Raw genomic sequence first — 26283 nt, forward strand, 5'->3', positions numbered from 1 at the left:
GGTTAGTGTGAGTTAGCTGGCTTCTTCATCCGGGAATTTGGCAATAAAGCCTTCCGCGTCTTCAACCATAGATTGGGTTCCAACGAAGAACGGTGCGCGCTGGTGCAGTTTTTCCGGCACGATATCCAGAATGCGATTTACCCCATCAGTGGCTTTACCGCCCGCTTGTTCTGCTAAAAATGCCATCGGGTTGCATTCGTACAGTAAGCGCAGCTTTCCTTGCGGATGGCTGGCAGTACTTGGGTAAATATAAATACCACCTTTCAACAGGTTACGATGGAAGTCTGCAACCAATGAACCAATATAGCGCGAGGTATAAGGGCGCTTGGTGGCTTCATCTTGCTCCTGACAATATTTGATGTATTTCTTCACGCCTAACGGGAATTTAATGTAATTCCCTTCGTTGATGGAATACATGCAACCGGTTGCGGGATAGCGAACTTTTTCATGGGATAAACAGAAGACACCCAGTGACGGATCGTAAGTAAAGGCATGGACACCGTAACCTGTGGTATAAACCAACATGGTTGAAGAGCCATAGACGACGTACCCTGCGGCAACTTGTTTGGTTCCCGGTTGCAGGAAGTCAGCTTCGGTAATCGGTGTGCCAAATGGGGTGATTCGACGATAAATTGAGAAAATAGTCCCGACGGACACATTCACATCGATATTTGAAGAACCATCTAGTGGGTCCATCAGAACCACATACTTAGCATTTTCTGCCCGCCCGCCATCAAAGATAACAATGTTATCCTCTTCTTCTGAGGCGATACCGGCAACTTCGCCGCGCGCTTTCAATGCGGCTTTCAATTTTTCATTGGCGAACAGATCCAGCTTCATCTGATCCTCGCCCTGAATATTGGAAACACCACTGGCACCTAAAATATCAACCAGACCGGCTTTGTTGATATCGCGATGAATGATCTTTGCGCCAAGTTTGATTGCTGATAGTAATGAAGTTAATTCGCCAGTGGCGTGAGAGAAGTCTTGCTGTTTCTCGACGATGAATTCGCCTAACGTTTTCATGACACAATCCCTGAATCTACGGTTAAATATCGAGTTAATAACAAACAACGCATCTGATGGCAGCAGTGTAGCCCAAAGGTAAGAATGATTCATAGGCAATTCCATTTCTTCTCTCTGTTCTGAGCGGTAGAATGGTGACAAACTCGAAGCTTATTAATACGGAAAATTTATGCGCATTCACATATTAGGTATCTGCGGCACTTTTATGGGCGGCTTGGCGATGCTTGCCCGCTCTTTAGGGCATCAAGTGACCGGAGCGGATGCTAACGTGTATCCACCGATGAGCACATTGCTAGAAAATCAAGGGATTGAGTTGATTCAGGGATACGACCCCACTCAATTGGAACCCGTACCTGATTTAGTGATTATTGGTAATGCCATGACCCGCGGTAACCCTTGTGTCGAAGCGGTTTTGGAGCGAGGGATTCCCTATGTTTCCGGCCCACAGTGGCTACATGACTATGTGCTGCCAGAGCGTTGGGTATTGGCTGTTGCGGGGACTCACGGTAAAACCACCACGGCGGGGATGTTGACCTGGATTCTGGAAGCCTGTGGTTATGAACCCGGTTTTGTCATTGGCGGCGTACCGGGCAATTTCGATGTTTCAGCGCGTTTAGGCAATAGCCCATTCTTTGTTATTGAAGCAGATGAATATGATTGCGCCTTCTTTGATAAGCGCTCTAAATTTGTTCACTACAGCCCAAGAACGCTGATAATGAATAACCTTGAGTTCGATCATGCGGATATTTTTGATGATCTTAAGGCAATCCAGAAGCAATTCCATCATCTGGTACGTCTGGTGCCGGGCAAAGGCAAAATTATCGTACCGGATAATGACAATCCTCTGAAACAAGTGATGGCGATGGGCTGCTGGAGTGAACAAGAGCTGGTGGGGGAAACAGGCAGCTGGTTTGCACGTAAAGTTGCGGTGGATGCCAGTGTCTTTGAAGTGTTCCTCGACAATGAATTAGTGGGCGAGGTCAGTTGGTCATTGGTGGGTGAGCATAATATGCATAACGGTTTGATGGCCATTGCTGCTGCCCGTCATGTGGGCGTGCTACCGGCAGATGCTTGTCGGGCGCTGGGGGATTTTATTAATGCCCGTCGCCGTTTGGAATTACGCGGTGAAGCTCATGGTGTCACGGTTTATGATGATTTTGCCCATCATCCTACGGCGATTCTTGCGACACTGGCGGCGCTGCGCAGTAAAGTCGGCGGAACTGCACGTATTTTGGCGGTACTCGAGCCACGCTCTAACACCATGAAATTAGGGTTGTGCAAGAATGAGTTAGCACCATCGCTAGGCCGTGCAGATGAAGTCTTCCTGTTCCAGCCGCAGCATATCCCGTGGCAGGTGGTAGAGGTTGCAGAAGCCTGTATTCAACCAGCCCATTGGAGCGCAGATATCGATACATTAGTCGATATGATTACCAAGACGGCATTGCCGGGTGATCATATTCTCGTGATGAGTAATGGCGGTTTTGGCGGTATTCATGACAAGCTTTTAACGGCCTTGAGCAAGAAAGCAGAGCAAGACCTTCAATCGCAGGATTAATTCGGACAAAAAATCCCCCGCATTGCGGGGGTAAAAGGTTCGTCAGACACGACGACGAGGGATTATTCGGTCAGTAAATCGAGTGGTTGGATAGGCACTCTGTTCAATCGAATCGGCTATAAATAACTATTTAGTTTTTATTTTCAACAGACTGAACACATTACCCTGCACAAATTATCGATATTGAAAGTATGCCCCAGCGGATGGGGCATTTACTTTTCACTTTTACGCTCGATCTTATTTGTAGATCTTGGCAGTGGCATGCCAGTTATTCTCTTCACGAACTTCGATCACTTTGTAAGCTTTAGCACCCATCGCATCTGCTTTATCAGACAGCGCCTGACTGATATCGGATGGTGCGCCGTTAATCCCACTGACAGTAATCGTACCCATTGGTTGTAGGTTAGCAGCTTGATTGTCATTGATGGAATCTGCTGCAAAAACGCCAAATGAAAGTGCAGATAGAATGCTCATGGTTGCGATGGTAGTTTTAATTTTCATTTTATTGCCTCTATTTATTATTTATCACTTTATGGTAAGTGTGATTTACATCACGGAAATGAGTATACATCTAGTAACTGTAAATATTAATAGCTGACTAATAATATTTAAGGTCACTTTATTGTCCGTTACTACTTTTTAAGAACTAAAAGGAATAAAAAACGGCTAAAAAATGATGTTATAAGGTAAAAAATGAGTTTTTTCATTAGGATAGGGATTTTTAACTAAAAGTGCGAAAGCTGGGGTCAATTTGACCCATTATTGAGAAAAAGCAGTGTTATCTGATGTATTAAGACAGAAGGGGGCGTGGAATTGGCTGTAATAAGGAACGGAACTGGATTAATTCGCTGGCTTCATCAATATAATGCGGCACAGTAGGCCGCATCTATTGTTTTTATCTATGTAAGAGGCAATTACAGCTCTTGTTCAAATAACCCGAGGATAGCCTCGTGCAATTGTTTAACCGTAAAGCCTCTGGCTGGTGTGGTAAAAATGGTGTCATCACCAGCAATGCTACCCAAAATACCTTCAGCTTTGCCTAATGAATCTAGCAGGCGTGCAATCAGTTGTGCAGCACCTGGGCTGGTATTAATCACAACCACCGACTCATTATAGTCGACGTCCAATACCAGATTCTTCAACGGGCTGCTGGTGGTAGGGACGCCTAATTCGGCGGGTAAACAGTAAACCATCTCCATTTTGGCATTCCGCGTTCTGACGGCACCAAACTTTGTCAGCATCCGTGACACTTTGGATTGGTTAATATTTTCAAAGCCTTCTTCTTGCAGCGCCAAAACAATCTCACCTTGAGAACTGAATTTCTCTTCCTTCAATAACGCCTTAAACGCCTTGATAAGATCTTCTTGTTTCGCGGGATTACGCATTTTTTATGCCTTGATCAGTCAATAGTGAATAGGATTATTATGCATATAAATGAATTTTTATTCAACATGACTGTGGAGTATTGCTGAGAAAAGCACTGATATCAAGGTGGCGTGGGATGTTAACATTATCTTACTGTTAAAATTATGCTAAATCAGTTTTTATCATTATGAGTTATTGGTAGCAAAAATGTTATTAAAATGATGTTGTTCTGATGTAACTGAAGGGTGTAATGTAACCGCCGATTAACCTGTCATGAATATCTCGGTAATTTTTAGAATAATGTGCGCTATATCATTAATGAATAAGCGATTTACTCTAAAATAGACGGACGTTATGCGCCTTTTTGATGCGTGATATCTCAATCTGGCTGTTAATAGATTGTGTTTAAAATCACCTTAAATTAAGGTGCGTAAATAAATGAATTCACGGCAAATTCAAATTAAATATAATAGGAGTATAGGATGAAAGTTGCAGTTCTCGGTGCCGCAGGCGGTATCGGCCAGGCCCTCGCTCTTCTACTCAAGACCCAGCTTCCTTCAGGTTCAGACCTCTCATTGTATGATATCGCACCCGTGACTCCAGGTGTTGCGGTTGATCTGAGCCATATCCCGACCGCTGTTAATATTAAAGGCTTCAGCGGCGAAGATGCTACCCCAGCACTACAAGGGGCAGATATTGTTCTGATTTCAGCCGGTGTGGCACGTAAACCTGGCATGGATCGTTCAGACCTGTTCAATGTAAATGCGGGTATCGTTCGTAATCTGGTTGAGCAAATCGCGCGTACTTGCCCGAAAGCATTAATCGGCATCATTACTAACCCAGTAAACACCACCGTAGCAATCGCTGCGGAAGTACTTAAAAAAGCGGGTGTTTATGATAAAAACAAGCTGTTCGGTATCACTACCCTGGATACCATCCGTTCGAACACCTTTGTTGCTGAATTAAAAGGTAAGCAACCACAGGATATCGAAGTGCCAGTGATCGGTGGCCATTCAGGTGTCACCATTTTGCCATTACTGTCACAAATCCCAGGTGTTAGCTTTACTGAACAAGAAGTGGCTGATCTGACCAAGCGCATTCAGAATGCAGGTACTGAAGTGGTTGAAGCCAAAGCCGGTGGCGGCTCTGCAACGTTGTCTATGGGGCAGGCTGCTGCACGTTTCGGCCTTTCTCTGGTTCGTGCTTTGCAAGGCGAAAGCAATGTTGTTGAATGTTCTTACGTTGAAGGTGATGGCAAGTATGCCCGCTTCTTTGCTCAGCCCATTCTGCTGGGTAAAAACGGTGTCGCTGAACGTAAAGATATCGGTAAACTGAGTGCTTTTGAGCAACAAGCACTGGAAAATATGCTTGATGTACTGCACAAAGACATCGAGTTAGGTGAGAAGTTTGTCAACTAAGCCCTAATATAGGGGCTAAAGTTGCCCCTAAGGTAACACTATCAACCGCCGTTACATGCTATCGGCGGTTTTTTTATGCCTGCGTAGTAACCGGGCGTATCCTTACTTTACGATCAAGAAGATTCCCTGTTTTCGGATCGTAATAACGTGTTGGCCAAATTTCGGCGGGGTGAATTTCCAGATACTCAGCAATCAGCCATTCTCCTTTTGGCCAGGGGCGAGTCAAGGCATTAGCAAGCGTTGATGAACTTAACCCTGCTTCTCTGGACAGTGCCGCCAGAGTCGTACCTCTTTTACGTAGTGCAGCAATGATGTCGGCTGGGTGCCAATCTGATTTCCTTAAAATCATCTTTAATCCTTTTTTTTTCCAAGCTGCTGGCGTGTTAGTGATATAAATAACGGTACATCGTTAATCGTACTGTGAACAGAAAGTAACCATTTAGAAAGATCATAGCATTTATTTTCCCAAAAATTTTAAATGTTTTCTAAATATTCCTTTTTTGTGTCACGGCGCATATTAGGAAGCAACACCATGAAAAAAGAGTGGTTTGCCGCTAAGGAATTGGCAGGTCTTGAGGGGCTACCATCATCACCGCAAGGTATAAATCTCATGGCAAAACGTGAGGGATGGGAGCAACGACGGCGTCGGGGAGTTCAGGGGAAGGCGGTTGAATATCATATTGAAAGCCTCCCAGCCACGATACTGGGGTCATTACAACTCAGAGAAGAGCCCGCTCAGTATACGACGAGGCAAGATCCTCTCGCGGTCTGGGTCGAAGCTTACTATCGCTTTACGGAAGACGAGCGGGAACAGATCCTAAGTTTTATTTTTCGTGAAGGTGCAAGAAGTTTGATTGAGCGACTGACAAAGGATTAGCGTTCCTGCCTGCGCAATGCAATCGGGGCTTGCTGTACAACTCATGGAGCGAGTGTATATATGAAAAAAGAATGGATCACAGCGGTTGAATTAGTTGGTATCGCAGGATTGCCGTATAGTCCGGCAGGCGTGAATGGCCGAGCCAGAAAGGAAGGGTGGGAGCGCAGACGTAAAACCGGCGTACAGGGAAAGGCGGTGGAATATTCAATTGAAGGGCTGCCACCCGATGTACTGAATGTTTTACGCTTACAAGAAACTACGGCGGAATATACGTTGCCGCGACAAGATCCCTTAGCCGTATGGATTGAGGCTTATAATCAACTCACCGATGCCGAACGTTCCCAAGTCGTTGCATTCTTGCTCCGGGAAGGCGTCGGTACATTGATAAAGCGGTTAGTCTAATACCCGAAAGGTAAACCCGGGCGGTAAAGCGCGGGTTTCTTAATAACTCCAATTATTTTCTTAAAAATTGCGCTGTACTGCAATATGCGCTAGCCCTTCCAGAGCCTGGCGATATTCGCTTTCAGGGAGAATCTGTAAGGCAGCAATGGCTTTATCTGCTTCTTCCTCGGCGCGTTGGCGGGTGTAGTCCAGCGAGCCACACTGTTGCATCGCCGCCAGAACCGGCTCAAGAAGATGGCGACCATTACCTTGCTCAATAGCTTGTCGGATCATTAGTGCCTGTTCTGATGTTCCGTTATGCATCGCGTGCAGGAGAGGCAGAGTTGGCTTGCCTTCATTAAGGTCATCACCGGTATTTTTACCGAGCGTGGTGCCATCAGAGCTGTAATCAAGCAAGTCATCAATGAGCTGGAAAGCGGTGCCGAGATAGCGGCCATAATTCTGTAGCGCCAGCTCCTGCTCTTCACTGGCCTCTGCTAATACGGCGGCAGATTGTGCAGCGGCTTCGAACAAGCGGGCGGTTTTACTGTAAATCACCTGCATGTAGTTTTCTTCAGTGATATCTGGGTTATTGCAGTTCATCAACTGCAAGACTTCACCTTCAGCAATCACGTTGGTTGCCGCAGACATCAGTGTCAAAACGCGCAGTGATTCAAGGCCCGTCATCATCTGGAATGAGCGGGTATAGATGTAGTCGCCAACCAAAACACTGGCGGCATTGCCGAATGCGGCATTGGCAGTGGCTTTGCCACGGCGCATATCAGACTCATCGACCACATCATCATGTAGCAAGGTGGCGGTATGGATAAACTCAATCAATGCTGCAACAGTGATATGCTTGCTGCCTTTATAGTGCAGCGCACGGGCGACCAAAACGGCAATCATTGGGCGAATGCGTTTCCCGCCGCCACTGATAATGTAATGGCCCAGTTGATTGATAAGAACGACATCAGAATTCAACTGGTCGAGAATTGTTGCGTTTACAGCCGCCATATCTGGCGCGGTTAACTCGATAATCTTTTCTAGGTTCATTGTTATATTCAGCTGTTTTTCTCTTTAACTGCGATGAGATTACCGCTCACATTATTACATGGCGCTCCCTGAGACCATGATTGTACTTGAAAAATACACCAAATAAATCACATGTAAGAAACTGTGCTTTTTTTCTTCTTTTGGATTGATTATATACTTGTCATTCACAACATTTTTGCGTAGAATTCGCGCCCTATTGTGAATATTTATAGTGCGCTCTGGACTACAAAAGTTGAGTGCACGGAAAGCGGAGTTTTATATGTACGCGGTTTTCCAAAGTGGTGGTAAACAACACCGAGTAAGCGAAGGTCAAACCATTCGCTTGGAAAAGCTGGACATCGCAACTGGTGAAGCTGTTGAGTTTGACCAAGTTCTGATGATTGCTAACGGTGAAGAAATCAATATCGGCGCTCCTTTAGTCGTCGGTGGCGTGGTTAAGGCTGAAGTAGTTGCTCACGGTCGTGGCGAGAAGATTAAGATTGTTAAATTCCGTCGTCGTAAGCATTACCGTAAGCAGCAAGGTCATCGTCAGTGGTTCACTGATGTCAAAATCACTGGCATCAGCGCTTAAGTTTTAGGAGAGCGGATAAATGGCACATAAAAAGGCTGGTGGTTCGACCCGTAACGGTCGTGACTCCGAAAGTAAACGTCTTGGCGTAAAACGCTTTGGCGGCGAAGCAGTTCTGGCAGGCAGCATCATCGTTCGTCAACGTGGCACTAAGTTCCATGCTGGCATCGACGTAGGTTGCGGCAAAGACCACACTCTGTTTGCTTTGAAAGACGGTAAAGTCAAGTTCGAAGTTAAAGGCCCGAAAAACCGTAAATTTATCAGCATCGAAGCTGAGTAAGTTTTTCGCGTCCTGCAAATAGATGTAAGCCCTGCAATTTCGTTGCGGGGCTTTTTACATTTCTGGGTTAACCCGGGTAAAAAATGGATACGAAACAGCAGGCGGGTTTAGGTATTTTCCTGGCACTGACCACTGCCGTATTCTGGGGTGCTTTGCCGATCGCAATGAAGCAAGTGCTTGAAGTCATGGAGCCTTTTACCATTGTCTGGTATCGCTTCATGATGGCGGCTATTGGCCTGGGGATTATTCTTGCTTCGCGTCGTCAGTTACCTTCTCTGAAACTATTTCGCCAACGTCGCTGGCTGGTATTACTGATAGTTGCGACCTGTGGCTTGCTGGGGAATTTTATCTTCTTCAGCTCATCTTTGCAGTATCTTAGTCCGACGACATCTCAGGTCATAGGGCAGCTTTCACCTGTCGGTATGATGGTTGCCAGTGTATTGATTCTGAAAGAGCGGATGCGTATCACCCAGGTTGTTGGTGCGGGTATGCTGATTTGTGGTCTGTTGCTATTTTTTAACACCAGCCTACATGAAATTTTTACCCGCCTGACTGACTATACCCTTGGCGTCGCATTGGGTGTCTGTGCGGCGGTGGTCTGGGTAAGCTATGGTGTGGCCCAGAAAGTGCTGTTAAGGCGCATGGCATCGCAACAAATCCTATTATTGCTGTATACTTTATGTGCAATTGCATTGTTTCCATTGGCGAAGCCCGCCGTCATTTTTCAGTTAAATGGGTGGCAGTTCGCCTGTTTGCTGTTTTGTGGTGTCAATACCCTGGTAGGTTATGGTGCGTTGGCTGAGGCTATGGCGCGCTGGCAGGCCGCGCAGGTAAGCGCACTCGTCACTCTGACGCCGCTGTTTACCCTGTTTTTTTCAATTTTATTGGCGCTGGCCTGGCCGGATATGTTTGTTGCACCGTCCCTCAATCTTGTGGGATATGCAGGCGCATTCGTGGTGGTGGCAGGTGCAATGTTTTCCGCAATTGGTCATCGTTGGTGGCCACGTCGGACAGAAATAAACCGGGTTGCTCCGAAAAAGCAGCTCGGTGAATGATTTACGGAGAAAGTAAATGAAGTTTGTAGATGAAGCTACGATTTTGGTTGTAGCCGGTGACGGTGGTAACGGTTGTGTCAGTTTCCGCCGTGAAAAGTACATTCCCAACGGTGGGCCTGATGGCGGTGATGGCGGTGACGGTGGCGATATTTATCTGCTGGCTGATGAAAACCTCAACACCTTGATCGATTACCGTTTTGTTAAATCCTTCCGTGCTGAACGTGGGCAGAATGGTCAGAGCCGTGACTGTACCGGCAAACGTGGCCAGGATATCACGATTAAAGTTCCCGTCGGGACGCGCGTACTGGATCAAGGAACCGGCGAGATTGTGGGTGATATGACCCGTCACGGTCAGCGTTTGATGGTCGCAAAAGGTGGCTTCCACGGATTAGGTAACACCCGTTTCAAGTCGTCGGTAAACCGTGCGCCACGCCAGAAAACGATGGGTACTGATGGTGAAACGCGGGAACTGATGCTTGAGCTGTTGCTGTTAGCTGATGTTGGGATGTTAGGTTTGCCAAATGCCGGTAAATCGACCTTTATCCGCGCTGTTTCTGCTGCTAAACCTAAAGTTGCTGATTATCCGTTTACTACCTTGATCCCAAGTCTGGGTGTGGTTCGTATGGATCATGAGCAAAGCTTTGTCGTTGCTGATATCCCCGGTTTGATTGAAGGGGCGTCAGATGGGGCAGGTTTGGGTATTCGTTTCCTCAAACATTTGGAACGTTGCCGCGTGTTGTTGCATTTGGTGGATTTGGCTCCAATTGATGAATCTGATCCGGTTGAGAATGCCAAAATCATCATTAATGAGTTACAGCAATACAGCGAAAATCTTGCTCAGAAGCCACGCTGGCTTGTTTTCAATAAGATTGACATCATTGGCCCAGAAGAAGCTGAAATCCGTGCTAAAGCCATTGCAGAGGCGCTGGGATGGGAAGATAAGTACTACATGATTTCCGCAGTCAATCGCGATAATGTCAATGCGTTGTGCTGGGATGTGATGAAATTCCTCAATACCCAACCTAAAGCGATGGCAATTGTCGAAAGTGAGCCAGAGAAAGTTGAGTTCATGTGGGATGATTACCACCGTGAACAACTGGCTGAAGTGGAAGCCGAAGCGGAATCAGAAGATGACGACGATTGGGATGAAGCAGACGATGACGGTGTAGAGTTTATCTACGAACGTTAAGTTTCCCGGTTATTGTGTATGAGAAGGGCTGCCATTTATTTGTGGTGGCCCTTTTTTATTAATAGCTTACACGATGGCATGTGTGGTTACCGGTAGCCAGCATTGTGCTTGTAGGCCGCTACGGTCAGGGCGATTTTCCAGTATTAATTTACCCTGATGCAACTGAACAATGCGAATAACAATGTTCAGCCCTAAGCCGCTGCCACCATAGCGCTGATCCATTCGGCGGAAAGCTTGGGTCAGTTCGCCTGACTGTTCTGGCTTTATCCCCGGCCCTTCATCCAAAACATGCAGCAAGACCTGCTGATCCTTAACGGTGAGTTTGATGGTTATTTGGCTGCCAATCGGGCTGTAGCGATGGGCATTTTCAACCAAATTGCGTAGCATCAAACGCAGCAGGGTGGCGTCGCCCTCTGTTTGAGCATGAGATGGCACTTCCCACTGTATTGTTTGTTGGCGAACCGCAGCCATTTCTTCCAGCTCTTCTTGTAATGGCTGAATCACATTTTCAACCCAATCCAAGGTCTGGTACAGGCCGCTGGCAAAGTTTTGCCCCGCTCTGGAGAGCATCAACAATTGCTCAATGGTATGCATTAATAAGTCGATACGATTAATCAGCAACTTACTTTCAGCAACTCCCTGCTTTTCCATCAATTCAAGGTGCAAGCGTATTCCAGCCAGAGGCGTGCGAAGCTCGTGAGCCGCATCGGCAGTAAACAGGCGTTCTTGCGCAATGGTATTGGACAGGCGCGCCAACAACTGATTGAGCGTTGAGGTTACAGAAACAATCTCTTGCATGTCACTGTTAATCGTCAAGGGGCTGAGGTTGTCTGCGGAACGTTCTGACAACTTCTTTTGGAGTTGGTCGAGTGGCCGAATAATCCAACTGATGGCCCAAAAGGAGAGCAGTAACGTGATGGCCATCATGATAAGCGACGGCGCAAGCAGCGAAGCGATTGCCTCGGCTATTTCTGTATCTACCCGCTCGTTACGAACTTTCGCACTGAGGGTTTCATCCACCAGAAAGCTGATTTGCTCCTGGCTTTCATGCCATAACCAAAATGCGCTGATTAACTGGGTTACCAGTAAAATCAATGCCAGCATGAGGATCAATCGCCGCCGCATACTGATCATGATATGGATTCCAGCCGGTAGCCAATACCCCGTATGGTTCGGATTCTGTCTTTACCCAGCTTGCGCCGCAGATTATGGATATGTACTTCCAGCGTATTGGAACCAAGATCATCATTCCAGGTATACAGATCTTGTTGTAACAATTCCCGATTGATGGTTTGCCCAGCTCGCATGATCAATCGTGAGAGGATTGCGAACTCTTTTGGTGTAATTTCAATCGGTTGCCCCTGCAAGTAGACTTGTTGCGAGGACAAGTTGAGACTCAAATCATCTTGCTCAACCAGATTGTCACTCAGCCCCTGATAGCGGCGGATCAGTGCGCGCACCCTGGCCAGCAGTTCGGCAAGGGCGAAAGGTTTTATCAGGTAATCGTCCGCCCCGGCATCTAACCCATCAACTCTATCCTCAAGTGCATCACGCGCCGTAAGGATGAGTACAGGCAGGGTAACCTGCTGACGACGCCATTGACGCAATAATACAGTACCATCCTGGTCCGGTAAGCCGAGATCGAGGATAACCATGCTGTATTGGCTGGTCTGCAATAAACTGTGCGCTTGTGCTGCGGTACCGGCACAGTCGCAGGCATAACCCTCACTGGTCAGCGCCATCGCCACCCCGCGTTGTAGCAGTTCATCATCTTCAACAATCAGTAGTTTCATCGTTTTTAGTTGTTCTGATAGATGTCTTTATACAGGCGACTTTCGAAGCGAACCAACGGTGCGCGACGATTCTTTTGATCTTCAGGTGGCACGGCGTAACCGGATAAGAACTGCACGAATGCCATACGTTGGCCACTGGCGGTAGTAATAAATCCGGCCAGGTTGTACACCCCTTGCAATGCGCCGGTTTTAGCTGAAACTTTGCCGTCAACCCCCGCTTCATGCAGGCCACCACGATAACGCAATGTCCCATCATAACCTGATAATGGCAGCATTGAGATAAAGTTAAGTTCCTGATCGTGTTGAGCAATATATTGCAAAGCCTGCATCATGGTGGCTGGCGATATCAAATTATGGCGCGATAATCCCGAACCATCCACGACAATACTGTTACCGAGATCGACACCTGCTTTTTGGCGCAAGACTTGGCGCACCGCATCTGCCCCTGAGCGCCAGGTACCCGGCACACCAAACCGCTGATGACCAATAGTTCTAAATACGGTGTCAGCAATCATGTTGTCAGACTTTTTCAGCATGATTTTGAGTAAATCGTGCAGGGGGGCTGATTGTGCTTGAGCTAACACAGTTCCAGCGGCATTGGGTGTCGTCTGACGGCGTAAACTGCCATCAATTTGGATGTCAGCCTTTTTCAATTCATCTTTCAAAATAGCACCGGCATAACTGGCCCCATTTTGCACCGCAAAGGCTAATGGCAACGGCTCACTGCGCTGTGTCAGGCAACCGGTCAGCGTAAAGCGGTTCAATTCACCGGGCACCACATCCAATTCGCAATATTGCGCATCCGGCGAACCTTTAGCCAATGTGCGCACTTCACTGAACATTTGCACCGGGTAATAGGATGCGACTCGGATAAATGCCATCTCCCCCGGAGTGGGTGCGCTGTAAAGAGAGACAGAAAAGCAGTTACGATCAACAATTGCAGCGGCAGGTGGTGCGCTGAAACATTGCGTCATATCGTTCCACGGCCAGCCGGGGGCTTTGTCATGGCTGGCAAACACTGAGGTGTCGATAATCAAATCCCCTGCAATCTGCCTGACACCAGCTTTTCTTAACGTTGCCACCATATTACGCAACTGTTGGCGTGTTAAAGTGGGATCGCCATCAAAACGTGCAATTAAATTGCCGCGCAGCACACCATCGCTGATCGAGTCGTGGCTCTCCAGCGTAGTATTGAAGCGAAAATCTGGGCCAAGCTGTAATAATGCGGCTAATGCTGTCAGGACTTTTTGTGTACTGGCGGGTAGTGCCATCTGCTGGGCGTGATAATCTATTGCAGGCGTGGTTGCGCCGATTTTTTGTACCACCAATGCAAGATTTGCCCCATCAGGCAGATACTGTGTGTAATTTTCGACCTGAGCTGCATTGGCACTCGAAATACTGATATTGATCGCAATAGTGCAAGCCAATCCGCTGACAATTCGTGAAAAATGCATAATTTCGGTATAACTGCTGGATAATGTGTTGCCATACTACGGTGCAACGAGGGCGAAAGTAAACGATGACCCTAAAGGAACTCTACGTTAAAATGCATATCAAAATGCAGAATTGATCCTGACTTGGGGTTTTGGCTCCGGGGTGGTTTTTTTTGTTTATCGCCTGGAGGCGGGTAGGGTATCAGGCTAACCGCATTTTCATTCGAAAACGTTAGGATGACGGTTTTTTGAACAGGATAGATTTAGAGGTATTTAAAAGATGAAACAGATTCCGATGACGGTAAATGGCGCAGAGAAACTGCGTGAAGAACTGGATTTTTTAAAAGGCGTTCGTCGCCCTAAAATTATTGCTGATATCGCTACTGCCCGTGAACATGGCGACTTGAAAGAAAATGCGGAATATCACGCAGCCCGTGAACAGCAAGGGTTCTGTGAGGGGCGAATCCAGGAAATAGAAGCTAAACTTTCTAATGCACAAGTGATTGATATCACCAAAATGCCAAACAATGGCCGTGTGATCTTTGGTTGCACTGTACGGGTGCTAAATGTGGATTCAGAAGAGGAACAGCATTACCGAATTGTAGGTGACGATGAGGCTGATTTTAAAAAAAATCTTATTTCAGTTAACTCACCTATTGCTCGTGGCCTGATTGGTAAAGAAGTCGATGACGTGGTCGTTATTCGTACCCCAGGCGGCGAAGTGGAATATGAAATTCTTAACGTAGATTATGTGTAATACTGGCTCGCCTAAGCCGTAAAAACAGGTTGTTTATAAGAAATAAAGTTGTAAAGAAAAGTAAAAGGCCGCGTGCGGCCTTTTATCAGAACAAAGTGCATGGCACCTTTTCTCTAAAACATACGTCATTAACGCGGTAAAATAATCTTGCGCTCTTTTGCCGGACGGTAGAGCACTAATATATTACCGATGATTTGGACGTTAACGGCACCGGTCTCACGCACGATAGCATCAGCAATTAGGGCCTTGGTTTCACGCTCTTCAGCCGTGACCTTAACCTTGATAAGCTCATGATGTTCAAGCGTTTGTTCGATTTCAGCCAGCACCCCTTCGGTTAACCCGTTATTGCCCAGCATCACTACTGGTTTTAACGGATGGGCCAGGCTTTTGAGGTGTTGTTTTTGTTTGTTATTCAGATTCATCGTCTTTTTTGCTTAAGTTGGGATTGAAAACGGTTCATTCTACCGCCATCTCATGTGTATCACCAAATCGGTCTACGCCGAGAGGGAGTTTACGCGAGCTAAGCAATAGATGCGCGGGCTCTTAATTAAGATAGTTGGAAAAAGAGATGTCTAATAAAAAGCGTTCGGCCAGTTCCAGTCGCTGGCTACAAGAACACTTTAGCGATAAATATGTCATTCAGGCGCAGAAAAAGGGGCTACGCTCCCGTGCCTGGTTTAAACTTGATGAAATACAACAGAACGATAAACTTTTCAAACCCGGTATGACAGTAGTCGACTTAGGCGCTGCACCCGGAGGTTGGTCCCAATATGCTGTAACCCAGATTGGCGGTAAAGGGCGGGTCATCGCATGTGATCTTCTACCAATGGATCCTATCGTTGGTGTCGATTTCCTTCAGGGCGATTTTCGTGATGAACTGGTTCTGAAAGCTTTACTTGAACGTGTTGGGGATAAAAAAGTTCAGGTGGTCATGTGTGATATGGCCCCGAATATGAGTGGTACTCCGGCAGTCGATATACCTAAATCAATGTATCTGGTTGAATTAGCTTTGGAAATGTGTCGTGATGTACTTGCACCAGGCGGAAGTTTCCTGGTGAAGGTGTTCCAGGGAGATGGCTTTGATGAATACCTACGGGAAATTCGCTCCCTGTTTACGAAAGTTAAGATTCGTAAGCCAGACGCTTCTCGTGCGCGATCGCGTGAAGTGTACATTGTAGCGACAGGGCGGAAACTGTAGTACCCTAACGCTGTTTGTTAACACAGTTGTAATATGAGGTTAATCCCTTGAGTGACATGGCGAAAAACCTAATTCTCTGGTTAGTTATTGCAGTCGTATTGATGTCTGTATTCCAGAGCTTTGGTCCCAGCGAATCGAATGGCCGTAAGGTGGATTACTCTACTTTCATGTCCGACGTAACCCAAGATCAGGTTCGTGAAGCACGTATCAATGGACGTGAAATTAACGTCAGTAAAAAAGATAACAGCAAATACACGACCTTCATTCCGGTCAACGATCCAAAGCTGTTAGATGTCTTATTGACTAAAAATGTGAAAGTTGTTGGCGAGCCACCGGAAGAGCCGAGCTTGCTGGCGTCTATCTTTATTTCCTGGTTCCCAATGCTGTTGTTGATTGGGGTCTGGATCTTCTTTATGCGTCAAATGCAGGGCGGCGGTGGCAAAGGGGCAATGTCCTTTGGTAAAAGCAAAGCCCGAATGCTGACAGAAGATCAGATTAAAACCTCTTTTGCTGATGTGGCAGGTTGCGACGAAGCAAAAGAAGAAGTCAGTGAATTGGTTGACTATCTGCGTGAGCCAAGCCGCTTCCAGAAATTGGGCGGTAAAATTCCGAAAGGCGTGTTGATGGTCGGGCCTCCGGGGACAGGTAAAACCTTGCTGGCGAAAGCCATTGCAGGTGAAGCCAAAGTGCCTTTCTTCACTATTTCTGGTTCTGACTTTGTAGAAATGTTTGTTGGTGTGGGTGCATCCCGTGTCCGTGACATGTTTGAACAAGCCAAGAAAGCCGCACCTTGTATCATCTTTATCGATGAAATCGATGCGGTAGGCCGTCAACGTGGTGCTGGTTTGGGCGGTGGTCATGACGAACGTGAGCAAACACTGAACCAGATGCTGGTTGAGATGGATGGCTTTGAGGGTAATGAAGGCATCATCGTTATCGCAGCAACTAACCGTCCAGACGTGCTTGACCCAGCGTTACTGCGTCCAGGCCGTTTTGACCGTCAGGTCGTGGTTGGCTTGCCTGATGTGCGTGGGCGTGAACAGATTCTGAAAGTCCACATGCGTCGCGTGCCATTAGATACTGACATTGATGCTTCTGTTATCGCGCGTGGCACGCCTGGTTTCTCAGGTGCTGACCTGGCTAACCTGGTCAACGAAGCCGCACTGTTTGCTGCCCGTGGCAACAAGCGCGTCGTTTCAATGGCTGAGTTCGAGAAAGCGAAAGACAAAATTATGATGGGTGCGGAACGTCGCTCCATGGTAATGACAGAAGCGCAGAAAGAATCTACGGCATACCATGAAGCAGGTCATGCGATCATCGGTCGCTTGGTTCCTGAGCATGACCCAGTACATAAAGTGACCATTATTCCTCGTGGTCGCGCATTGGGTGTGACATTCTTCCTGCCGGAAGGTGATGCTATCAGTGCCAGCCGTCAGAAACTGGAAAGCCAGATCTCTACCTTATACGGTGGTCGTCTTGCCGAAGAGATCATTTACGGCCCGGAAAAAGTTTCTACCGGTGCATCGAATGATATCAAGGTTGCTACGTCTATTGCGCGTAACATGGTGACACAGTGGGGCTTCTCCGAGAAGCTGGGGCCGTTGCTGTACGCTGAAGAAGAGGGCGAAGTTTTCCTGGGGCGTTCAGTGGCTAAAGCCAAGCATATGTCCGATGAAACCGCGCGTATTATCGACCAGGAAGTTAAGCTGCTTGTCGAGCGTAACTATCAGCGTGCTCGTAAATTGCTGATGGAAAATCTGGATGTGCTGCATACCATGAAAGACGCGTTGATGAAGTATGAAACTATCGATGCGCCGCAGATTGATGACTTGATGAATCGCAAAGAAGTCCGCCCGCCAGCGGGTTGGGATGATGCGACTAAAACCAAAGCATCTGACAACGACAGTACGCCAAAGGCACCAACTCCGGTTGATGAGCCTAATACACCAACGCCAGGTAACTCTAATACCATGTCAGAACAGTTGGGCGATAAGTAAGTCTACTGTTGGCATCTATACTCTAAATAATTCGAGTTGCAGGAAGGCGGCAAGTGAATGAATCCCGATGAGTTGACGCCAGTCAATGATTCGGGTGACAAATCTGCTGGGAGCAGATTTGAACGCTGCTTGCAGTGGCCTCAACGAGGCGAGACCCATAGGCGGGCCGAGTAACGAGAGCAGCTAACGCACATGCAGCTTGAAGTATACCGAGTATAAAGCGTTGTGATTAATATAAACCTCGGGCTTGCCTGGGGTTTTTCTTTTTCTAAGATATAAAATTGAAGTGAATTGCCACTTTTAAGGTGCGATTACATGCAGTTAACTGCCAGAGATCGGATTTTGGATCTTTCTTACCCGCAAGTTATGGGGATTCTGAATGTTACCCCTGATTCATTTTCCGATGGTGGGCATCACAATAATCTTGATAAAGCACTACAACATGCCGAACTGATGCTATCAGCAGGTGCTACGCTGATTGATATTGGCGGTGAATCTACCCGCCCAGGTGCTGCACAAGTCAGTGAGCAAGAAGAGCTTGATCGGGTTGTTCCGGTGGTTGAAGCACTGGCCAAACGTTTTGATGTCTGGCTCTCTGTGGATACCTCTAAAGCCACAGTGATTACCGAATCAGCTCAAGCAGGAGCCCATATAATCAATGATATCCGCGCATTGCAGCAGCCAGGAGCACTTGAGGCTGCCGCTAATACCGGCCTGCCAGTGTGCCTGATGCATATGCAGGGGCAGCCCCAAAGTATGCAGCAGTCCCCTCATTACGATGACTTAATGGCAGACATCAATCAGTTCTTCCAGCATCATATTGAACGCTGCGTTGCGGCCGGTATCGCAAAAAGTAAATTGTTACTCGACCCAGGCTTCGGTTTCGGTAAGAATCTGGCGCATAATTACCAGTTATTGGCACGTCTGGCAGAACTCCACCATTTTGAGTTGCCACTGTTGGTCGGCATGTCGAGAAAGACGATGGTAGGCCAGATACTACATGTGCCGCCACAACAGCGGGTTACAGGGAGTGTCGCATGTGCTGTAATTGCAGCGATGCAAGGGGCACAGATTGTCAGAGTGCATGATGTCAAAGAAACTGTCGAGGCGATGCGAATCGTTGAGGCAACACTTTTAGCGAAGGAATAAAGATAAATTATGAGTAACCGTAAATACTTTGGTACAGATGGCATTCGCGGTAAAGTGGGTGAAAGTCCGATTACGCCTGATTTTGTATTGAAGCTCGGCTGGGCCGCCGGTAAGGTTCTGGCTCGACATGGTTCTCGTAAAATTATTATTGGCAAAGATACACGTATTTCTGGCTACATGCTGGAATCTGCATTGGAAGCTGGCCTTGCTGCTGCTGGGTTATCTGCATCATTTACTGGCCCGATGCCAACGCCAGCGGTGGCGTATTTGACGCGAACCTTCCGTGCTGAGGCCGGTATCGTCATTTCTGCCTCTCATAACCCCTTCTATGATAACGGTATTAAATTCTTCTCAATTGATGGCACCAAACTGCCAGATGATGTAGAGGAGGCGATTGAAGCCGAAATGGAGAAACCACTAACCTGCGTGGAATCTGCCGAACTGGGTAAAGCCAACCGTATCGTAGATGCTGCAGGCCGCTACATTGAGTTCTGTAAAGGGACATTCCCGAGCGAACTCAGCCTAAATGCGCTGAAAATTGTGGTCGATTGTGCCAACGGTGCCACTTATCACATCGCGCCAAGCGTATTGCGTGAACTGGGTGCTACCGTGATTACTATCGGTTGTGAGCCAGATGGCATGAATATTAACGAAGAGTGCGGTGCCACAGATGTCCGTTTGCTGCAACAGCGCGTTATTGCAGAAGGGGCACATGTTGGTTTGGCATTTGATGGCGATGGCGATCGGCTGATGATGGTCGATCACGTCGGTAACAAGGTCGATGGCGACCAGATTTTGTATATCATTGCCCGTGAAGGCTTACGCCAAGGTCAGCTAAAAGGTGGTGCTGTCGGGACTCTGATGAGCAATATGGGGTTGGAGTTGGCGTTAAAACAGCTCGGAATTCCTTTCGAACGAGCCAAAGTGGGTGACCGCTATGTGCTGGAAAAAATGCAGGAAAAAGGCTGGCGTATTGGGGCAGAAAACTCCGGCCATGTAATTTTGTTGGATAAAACGACCACCGGTGATGGCATTGTGGCTGGTTTGCAGGTGCTGACGGCGATGGTGCGTAATGATATGAGCTTGCATGACCTGTGCAGCGGCATGAAATTGCTGCCACAGATCCTGGTCAATGTGCGTTTCTCTGGTAACCACAATCCACTTGAGTCTGAAGACGTCGTGGCCGTCACTAAGCAGGTCGAAGTTGATTTGGCCGGTCGTGGTCGTGTTCTGTTACGTAAATCGGGTACTGAGCCATTAATCCGAGTGATGGTTGAGGGTGACGCTGAAGAGTCACTGATTGCAGAAATGGCAAATCGGATTGCCGATGCAGTCAAAGCGGCAGGTTAATTAAGTTTAAATCAGCTTAATTGATTTTAAATGGGGGAATAGCGCGTCTCTTCCCCACGAAATTGCGCTGAAGTTGAATAACTTGACGATTTTTTCTGCAATTAAACCCATGTAATGAAATTGCCCTTGCGTGTACTATGCGCTTTGGTTAGTATTCACACCCGCTTAAGTGGGTGAATAAGTCCCCGCTGATGGGTGAGAAGCATTTAGCACGCGGTGAACCCGCAAGGATACAGGTACAACTATGTACGAAGCTCTTCTGGTGATTTTCTTGCTGATTTCGATTGGGCTAGTTGCTCTGATCATGTTACAGCAAGGCAAAGGCGCGGATATGGGAGCCTCATTCGGAGCAGGTGCATCTGCAACTCTGTTCGGTTCGAATGGTTCCGGTAACTTTATGACCCGCATGACGGCTGTATTGGCGACGCTATTTTTCGTCATTAGCTTGATTTTGGGTAATATGAGCACCAACCAGGGCCATAAAGGCAGCGAGTGGGAAAACTTGGGTCAGCCTGCGCAATCTGAGCAGACTACAGCACCGGTAGCTCCGGCTAAACCGAGTAGCGATATCCCGCAGTAATGTTTTGACAGCAGTCGCAGTAAAAAAGATAGAAAAAGAGTTTTAAAATGGTTGTGACGACTTGGACAGTAAAAACAACCAGTTGAATCAGTGCCGGGGTGGTGGAATTGGTAGACACGCTACCTTGAGGTGGTAGTGCCCGATTGGGCTTACGGGTTCAAGTCCCGTCCTCGGTACCAAATCAGACAGATAACTTGCTTTTTTATCGTTATCGACGTAATATTTGCCACGTTTTCGGACGCGGGGTGGAGCAGCCTGGTAGCTCGTCGGGCTCATAACCCGAAGGTCGTCGGTTCAAATCCGGCCCCCGCAACCACTTTCCTAAAGTGTTGTTTTTCAAATGTTGTATTCGGTAGACCTCAGATACTTTCGATTTCAATTTGAAAAAAATACTTGTCAGAAAGTTGTACCGAAGCCGCTTTGCGGCAAACAGGGTCCAGTTGCATAAAGCCCCGAATTTCGGGGTTTTTTGTTATTTGACAGCAGAATCACTGGGCTATTAGGCCCTTTTTTTATGTCTTGGGGGTGGGCTTGTCCACATTAGAACAAAAGTTAACAGAGATAATTTCAGCACCGGTTGAGGCCTTAGGCTACGAATTAGTCGGCATCGAGTTCATCCGGGGGCGCCAATCGACGCTACGAATCTATATTGATAGTGACGATGGGATCACTGTTGATGCTTGTGCTGATGTCAGCCACCAGGTCAGCGCTGTATTGGACGTTGAAGATCCCATTACGGTCGCTTACAACTTAGAAGTTTCCTCTCCAGGCCTTGATCGCCCAATGTTCACCGCTGAACACTATACTCGTTACCTCGGTGAAAATGTCACTCTGGTTTTGCGTATGGCAATGCAGAACCGCCGTAAATGGCAGGGTATTATTAAAGCCGTTGATGGTGAAATGATCACGGTTACTGTGGATGGAAAAGATGAAGTGTTCGCGCTGAGCAACATCCAGAAAGCGAACCTGGTACCCCACTTTTAAAGTTTGGATGAGGCAACTAGGATGAACAAAGAGATTCTGGCTGTTGTAGAAGCAGTTTCCAATGAGAAATCCCTTCCGCGCGAGAAGATTTTTGAAGCGTTGGAAACCGCTCTAGCGACAGCGACTAAGAAAAAATACGAACAAGAAATTGAAGTTCGCGTCAGCATCGACCGCAAAACCGGTGATTTTGATACGTTCCGCCGTTGGGTTGCTGTTGATGAAGTCACGATGCCAACGCGTGAAATTACGTTGGATGCGGCTCAATATGAAGATCCCACGCTTCAGTTGGGTGATTATGTCGAAGACCAGATTGAATCTGTCACTTTTGACCGTATCACCACCCAAACGGCTAAACAGGTTATCGTACAGAAAGTACGTGAAGCCGAACGTGCTATGGTGGTTGAGCAGTTCCGTCAGTATCTGGGCGAAATTGTTACCGGTATAGTTAAAAAAGTTAACCGTGACAGTATTGCGCTGGATCTGGGTAATAATGCTGAAGCTGTTATTGGTCGTGAAGACATGCTGCCGCGTGAAAACTTCCGTCCAGGCGACCGTATCCGTGGCGTTCTGTATGATGTGCGTCCAGAAGCGCGCGGTGCGCAGTTATTTGTTAGCCGTTCACGCCCTGAGATGCTGATCGAACTGTTCCGCATTGAAGTGCCAGAAATTGGCGAAGAATTGATCGAAATTAAAGCCGCTGCCCGTGATCCTGGCTCGCGTGCTAAAATTGCGGTCAAAACCAATGACAAACGTATCGATCCGGTCGGTGCTTGCGTTGGGATGCGTGGTGCCCGTGTTCAGGCTGTTTCCAGCGAGCTTGGCGGCGAGCGCATTGATATTGTATTGTGGGATGATAATCCGGCCCAGTTTGTTATTAACGCTATGGCACCAGCTGATGTTGCGTCTATTGTGGTTGATGAAGACAGACACACGATGGATGTTGCCGTTGAAGCCAGTAATCTGGCACAGGCAATTGGCCGTAACGGCCAAAACGTACGTTTAGCTGCACAGCTGAGTGGCTGGGAGTTGAACGTAATGACGGCGGACGATCTTCAGGCGAAACATCAGGCCGAGGCTCATGCCGCTATTGATACCTTCACCAAATATCTTGATATCGATGAGGACTTTGCCACCACGTTGGTAGAGGAAGGTTTCTCTTCTCTGGAAGAATTGGCTTACGTGCCAATGAAAGAACTTCTGGAAATCGATGGTCTTGACGAAGATACGGTTGAAGCGCTGCGTGACCGCGCCAAAGCTGCATTGACCACGCTGGCCCTGGCACAAGAAGAAAGTCTTGGCGACCAAAAACCCGCTGACGATCTGCTGAATCTGGCCGGTCTGGAACGTAGCATGGCATTTAAATTGGCTGCGCGCGGTGTGTGTACGCTGGAAGATCTTGCCGAGCAGGGTATCGACGATCTGGCAGATATTGAAGAGCTTAGCGATGAGCAAGCCGGCGAGCTGATTATGGCTGCACGTAATATCTGTTGGTTTGGCGATAACGCGTAATAAACTGTAGCAGGAAGGAACAGCATGACAGATGTAACCGTAAAATCGCTGGCAGCTGAGATTCAGACCCCAGTTGATCGCCTGGTACAGCAATTTGCTGATGCAGGGATCAAGAAGTCTGAAGTAGACTCAGTTACCCAGCAAGAAAAAGAAACATTGCTGGCGCACTTAAACCGTGAACACGGTAGTGCGCCTAATAAACTCACGTTGCAACGCAAAACGCGTAGCACCTTGAATATTCCGAGCACCGGCGGAAAAAGTAAATCGGTGCAAATCGAGGTCCGCAAGAAACGCACTTATGTAAATACGCCGGAAGCTGAACAAGCGAAAGCGGAAGAGCAGGCACAGCGTGAAGCGGAAGAGCAGGCACAACGTGAAGCGGAAGCAGCAGCGCAGAAAATCGCTGAAGAAAAAGCTAAACGTGCGGCCGAAGAACAAGCCAAACGTGAGGCCGCTGAAAAAGCTAAACGCCAAGCAGCGGAAAAAGAAAAAGTGACGAATCAACAAACCGACGAAAAAACCAAACCAGCTCAGACTGATAAAGCACGCCGTGAAGCGGAAGCTGCCGAGCTGAAACGCTCAGTAGAAGAAGAAACACGCCGTAAGGTCGAGGAAGACGCTAAACGCGTTGCTGAGGAAGCCCGTAAAATGGCAGCCGAAAACGAAGGTAAATGGCCAGAACCTGTGACTGAACAGACTGAATCTGCCGATTACCATGTAACTACCTCACAACATGCGCGCGCCGCGGAAGATGAAAACGACGCCAAAGTTGAAGGCGATCGCCGCAGCCGTACTCGTGGTGGCAAAGCGACTAAACAGAAGAAAGGCAATAAACTCTCTGAGTCTAAAGCTGATCGCGAAGAAGCGCGTGCTGTTGGCCGTAAAGGCAAACGTAAACCAAGCACATTGCAGCAGAGCTTTAACAAGCCTGTTGTCGCGGTTAACCGTGATGTCGTGATTGGTGAGACGGTGACAGTTGCTGAACTGGCCAACAAAATGGCAGTTAAAGGCTCTCAGGTCATCAAAGCGATGATGAAGCTGGGTGCAATGGCAACGATCAACCAGGTTATCGATCAAGAAACCGCTCAGATGGTTGCTGAAGAGATGGGCCACAAAGTCATCCTGCGTCGTGAAAACGAACTGGAAGAAGCTTTGATGAGCGACCGTGATACTGGCGCTGAAGCCGCAGCCGAGCATCGCGCTCCGGTTGTGACCATCATGGGTCACGTTGACCACGGTAAAACCTCTCTGCTGGATTACATCCGCTCCACGAAAGTGGCGTCAGGTGAAGCCGGTGGTATTACACAGCACATCGGTGCTTATCACGTTGAAACTGAAAACGGCATGATCACCTTCCTGGATACCCCAGGACACGCCGCGTTTACTTCAATGCGTGCCCGTGGTGCTCAGGCAACGGATATCGTGGTGCTGGTTGTTGCAGCCGACGATGGTGTGATGCCACAAACTATCGAAGCTATTCAACATGCTAAAGCGGCTAAAGTACCGGTTGTGGTTGCAGTGAATAAAATCGATAAGCCAGAAGCTGATCCAGACCGCGTTAAAACCGAGCTGTCTCAGTACGGCGTCCAGCCAGAAGAGTGGGGCGGCGAGTCTCAGTTCATCAGCGTGTCTGCGAAAGCGGGCATCGGTATTGACGAATTGCTGAACGCAATCTTGCTGCAAGCTGAAGTTCTGGAGCTGAAAGCGGTTCGTACTGGCATGGCAAGCGGTGTGGTTATCGAATCCTTCCTGGACAAAGGCCGTGGCCCTGTTGCTACCGTGCTGGTTCAACAAGGTACGCTGAACAAAGGCGATATCGTGCTGTGTGGCTTCGAGTATGGCCGTGTACGTGCGATGCGTGACGAACTGGGCCGTGATATCACGTCTGCAGGTCCGTCTATTCCGGTTGAGATTCTGGGCTTGTCCAGTGTTCCTGCGGCCGGTGATGAAGTGACCGTTGTTCGTGACGAGAAGAAAGCCCGTGAAGTTGCACTGTATCGTCAGGGCAAATTCCGTGAAGTTAAGCTGGCTCGTCAGCAGAAATCCAAGCTGGAAAACATGTTTGCTAACATGACCGAAGGTGAAGTTTCTGAACTGAACATCGTTATTAAATCTGACGTACAGGGTTCTTGTGAAGCTATCTGTGATTCACTGGAAAAACTGTCTACCGATGAAGTGAAAGTGCGCATTGTTGGCTCAGGCGTTGGTGGTATCACCGAAACTGACGCAACACTGGCGGCGGCATCTGGCGCAATCATCCTTGGCTTTAACGTCCGTGCTGATGCTTCAGCGCGTCGTGTCGTCGAAAGTGAAGGCCTGGATCTGCGTTACTACTCAGTTATTTATAGCCTGATTGACGAAGTTAAACAGGCGATGAGTGGGATGCTGGCACCAGAGTACAAACAGCAAATCATCGGTCTGGCTGAAGTTCGTGATGTATTTAAATCACCGAAATTTGGTGCGATTGCAGGTTGTATGGTTACTGAAGGTGTGATTAAGCGTAATAATCCAATCCGTGTGCTGCGTGACAACGTGGTTATCTATGAAGGCGAGCTGGAATCCCTGCGCCGCTTCAAAGATGACGTTAACGAAGTTCGTAATGGCATGGAATGTGGTATTGGCGTTAAGAACTACAATGACGTCCGTACCGGTGATGTGATCGAAGTCTTCGAAATTATCGAAATCAAACGTACTATCGATTAATCGCCTCAGATCTGCTTATATCCATTTGGGGGGCCTTGGCCCCCCAATTTGTCTGGAGAATCC

General features: G+C 47.8%; 26 protein-coding genes and 2 tRNA genes. 19 read left to right on the plus strand and 9 right to left on the minus strand.

From position 1 onward, the window contains the following. Positions 1–12: 12 nt before the first annotated feature. A complete protein-coding gene (gene fbp, locus AT01_RS14490; RefSeq protein ID WP_042547622.1) occupies positions 13–1026 on the minus strand; it encodes a class 1 fructose-bisphosphatase in 1014 nt (337 codons plus the stop codon). Between the two features lie 169 nt (positions 1027–1195). Between fbp and mpl the strand changes: the two genes are divergently transcribed. Next, positions 1196–2581 carry a UDP-N-acetylmuramate:L-alanyl-gamma-D-glutamyl-meso-diaminopimelate ligase gene (gene mpl / locus AT01_RS14495; protein WP_004699881.1) on the plus strand — a complete coding sequence of 462 codons (1386 nt, stop codon included), beginning with the start codon at positions 1196–1198 and terminating at the stop codon, positions 2579–2581. Between the two features lie 237 nt (positions 2582–2818). Here mpl and yhcN read toward each other — a convergent pair whose 3' ends face one another. Then, positions 2819–3082, minus strand: a complete 264-nt coding sequence (gene yhcN / locus AT01_RS14500) for a peroxide/acid stress response protein YhcN (protein ID WP_004699883.1) — start codon at positions 3080–3082, stop codon at positions 2819–2821. 413 nt (positions 3083–3495) lie between these two features. Then, the gene (gene argR, locus AT01_RS14505) at positions 3496–3966 is read right to left on the minus strand and encodes a transcriptional regulator ArgR (RefSeq protein ID WP_004699884.1); all 471 of its coding nucleotides are present in this window, start codon (positions 3964–3966) and stop codon (positions 3496–3498) included. 462 nt (positions 3967–4428) lie between these two features. On the opposite strand from argR, the gene mdh reads away from it, so the two are divergent. After that, positions 4429–5364, plus strand: a complete 936-nt coding sequence (gene mdh, locus AT01_RS14510; protein ID WP_004699887.1) for a malate dehydrogenase — start codon at positions 4429–4431, stop codon at positions 5362–5364. A gap of 73 nt (positions 5365–5437) precedes the next feature. Here the strand turns inward: mdh and AT01_RS14515 are convergent, their stop codons facing one another. Further along, on the minus strand, positions 5438–5713 hold the full coding sequence (locus tag AT01_RS14515; protein ID WP_042547623.1) for a helix-turn-helix domain-containing protein: 276 nt from the start codon (positions 5711–5713) through the stop codon (positions 5438–5440). A gap of 183 nt (positions 5714–5896) precedes the next feature. Here AT01_RS14515 and AT01_RS14520 point away from each other — a divergent pair, with 183 nt between their 5' ends. Together AT01_RS14520 and AT01_RS14525 are read left to right on the plus strand one after the other, a co-directional pair. After that, complete coding sequence (locus AT01_RS14520; protein ID WP_042547624.1) at positions 5897–6241, plus strand: DNA-binding protein; 345 nt, start codon at positions 5897–5899, stop codon at positions 6239–6241. A 60-nt stretch (positions 6242–6301) separates the two neighbouring features. After that, positions 6302–6643 carry a DNA-binding protein gene (locus AT01_RS14525; RefSeq protein ID WP_042547625.1) on the plus strand — a complete coding sequence of 114 codons (342 nt, stop codon included), beginning with the start codon at positions 6302–6304 and terminating at the stop codon, positions 6641–6643. 60 nt (positions 6644–6703) lie between these two features. Here the strand turns inward: AT01_RS14525 and ispB are convergent, their stop codons facing one another. Continuing rightward, positions 6704–7675, minus strand: coding sequence for an octaprenyl diphosphate synthase (ispB, locus tag AT01_RS14530; protein ID WP_042547626.1), 972 nt, complete (start codon positions 7673–7675; stop codon positions 6704–6706). Between the two features lie 259 nt (positions 7676–7934). Between ispB and rplU the strand changes: the two genes are divergently transcribed. The 4 genes from rplU (at position 7935) to cgtA (ending at position 10767) form a co-directional block, all read left to right on the plus strand. Continuing rightward, the gene (gene rplU / locus AT01_RS14535) at positions 7935–8246 is read left to right on the plus strand and encodes a 50S ribosomal protein L21 (protein ID WP_004699896.1); all 312 of its coding nucleotides are present in this window, start codon (positions 7935–7937) and stop codon (positions 8244–8246) included. A 19-nt stretch (positions 8247–8265) separates the two neighbouring features. After that, positions 8266–8523 (plus strand): 50S ribosomal protein L27, encoded by a 258-nt coding sequence (gene rpmA, locus AT01_RS14540; protein ID WP_004699897.1) that lies wholly within the window; start codon positions 8266–8268, stop codon positions 8521–8523. A gap of 83 nt (positions 8524–8606) precedes the next feature. Then, the gene (locus tag AT01_RS14545) at positions 8607–9578 is read left to right on the plus strand and encodes a DMT family transporter (protein ID WP_042547627.1); all 972 of its coding nucleotides are present in this window, start codon (positions 8607–8609) and stop codon (positions 9576–9578) included. A 16-nt stretch (positions 9579–9594) separates the two neighbouring features. Beyond that, the gene (gene cgtA, locus AT01_RS14550; protein WP_004699902.1) at positions 9595–10767 is read left to right on the plus strand and encodes an Obg family GTPase CgtA; all 1173 of its coding nucleotides are present in this window, start codon (positions 9595–9597) and stop codon (positions 10765–10767) included. Between the two features lie 66 nt (positions 10768–10833). Here the strand turns inward: cgtA and pmrB are convergent, their stop codons facing one another. Genes pmrB through dacB form a run of 3 tightly spaced genes read right to left on the minus strand, consistent with a single transcriptional unit; the run spans position 10834 to position 14014 of the window. Next, entirely contained in the window at positions 10834–11901 is a 1068-nt protein-coding gene (gene pmrB, locus AT01_RS14555; protein WP_042547628.1) for a two-component system sensor histidine kinase PmrB, read from the minus strand. Beyond that, positions 11898–12560: a two-component system response regulator PmrA gene (pmrA, locus tag AT01_RS14560; RefSeq protein ID WP_042547629.1), complete on the minus strand. Its 663-nt coding sequence runs from the start codon at positions 12558–12560 to the stop codon at positions 11898–11900. Before pmrA ends, pmrB begins: the two co-directional genes overlap by 4 nt. A 5-nt stretch (positions 12561–12565) precedes the next feature. After that, on the minus strand, positions 12566–14014 hold the full coding sequence (gene dacB / locus AT01_RS14565; RefSeq protein WP_004699906.1) for a serine-type D-Ala-D-Ala carboxypeptidase: 1449 nt from the start codon (positions 14012–14014) through the stop codon (positions 12566–12568). A 259-nt stretch (positions 14015–14273) separates the two neighbouring features. Here dacB and greA point away from each other — a divergent pair, with 259 nt between their 5' ends. Next, positions 14274–14750, plus strand: a complete 477-nt coding sequence (gene greA / locus AT01_RS14570) for a transcription elongation factor GreA (protein ID WP_004699909.1) — start codon at positions 14274–14276, stop codon at positions 14748–14750. A gap of 128 nt (positions 14751–14878) precedes the next feature. On the opposite strand, the gene yhbY is transcribed toward greA, so the two are convergent. Then, on the minus strand, positions 14879–15172 hold the full coding sequence (gene yhbY, locus AT01_RS14575) for a ribosome assembly RNA-binding protein YhbY (RefSeq protein ID WP_042547630.1): 294 nt from the start codon (positions 15170–15172) through the stop codon (positions 14879–14881). Between the two features lie 146 nt (positions 15173–15318). Between yhbY and rlmE the strand changes: the two genes are divergently transcribed. The 10 genes from rlmE (at position 15319) to infB (ending at position 26220) form a co-directional block, all read left to right on the plus strand. Further along, a complete protein-coding gene (gene rlmE / locus AT01_RS14580) occupies positions 15319–15948 on the plus strand; it encodes a 23S rRNA (uridine(2552)-2'-O)-methyltransferase RlmE (protein ID WP_004699910.1) in 630 nt (209 codons plus the stop codon). 56 nt (positions 15949–16004) lie between these two features. Next, positions 16005–17945 (plus strand): ATP-dependent zinc metalloprotease FtsH, encoded by a 1941-nt coding sequence (ftsH, locus tag AT01_RS14585; RefSeq protein ID WP_004699911.1) that lies wholly within the window; start codon positions 16005–16007, stop codon positions 17943–17945. A gap of 315 nt (positions 17946–18260) precedes the next feature. Continuing rightward, positions 18261–19094, plus strand: a complete 834-nt coding sequence (gene folP, locus AT01_RS14590; protein ID WP_042547631.1) for a dihydropteroate synthase — start codon at positions 18261–18263, stop codon at positions 19092–19094. Positions 19095–19103: 9 nt separating this feature from the next. Then, entirely contained in the window at positions 19104–20444 is a 1341-nt protein-coding gene (glmM, locus tag AT01_RS14595; protein WP_042547632.1) for a phosphoglucosamine mutase, read from the plus strand. 244 nt (positions 20445–20688) lie between these two features. Further along, on the plus strand, positions 20689–21024 hold the full coding sequence (gene secG / locus AT01_RS14600) for a preprotein translocase subunit SecG (RefSeq protein WP_042547633.1): 336 nt from the start codon (positions 20689–20691) through the stop codon (positions 21022–21024). A gap of 92 nt (positions 21025–21116) precedes the next feature. Further along, positions 21117–21203: transfer RNA gene (locus AT01_RS14605), tRNA-Leu, on the plus strand. 60 nt (positions 21204–21263) lie between these two features. Beyond that, positions 21264–21340 (plus strand) — tRNA-Met (locus tag AT01_RS14610). A gap of 215 nt (positions 21341–21555) precedes the next feature. Further along, on the plus strand, positions 21556–22008 hold the full coding sequence (gene rimP / locus AT01_RS14615) for a ribosome maturation factor RimP (RefSeq protein WP_042547634.1): 453 nt from the start codon (positions 21556–21558) through the stop codon (positions 22006–22008). Positions 22009–22029: 21 nt separating this feature from the next. After that, positions 22030–23517 (plus strand): transcription termination factor NusA, encoded by a 1488-nt coding sequence (gene nusA / locus AT01_RS14620; RefSeq protein ID WP_042547635.1) that lies wholly within the window; start codon positions 22030–22032, stop codon positions 23515–23517. 24 nt (positions 23518–23541) lie between these two features. Next, entirely contained in the window at positions 23542–26220 is a 2679-nt protein-coding gene (gene infB, locus AT01_RS14625; protein ID WP_042547636.1) for a translation initiation factor IF-2, read from the plus strand. Positions 26221–26283: the final 63 nt, after the last annotated feature.

The sequence above is a fragment of the Yersinia aldovae 670-83 genome (assembly GCF_000834395.1).
Taxonomy (GTDB): domain Bacteria; phylum Pseudomonadota; class Gammaproteobacteria; order Enterobacterales; family Enterobacteriaceae; genus Yersinia; species Yersinia aldovae.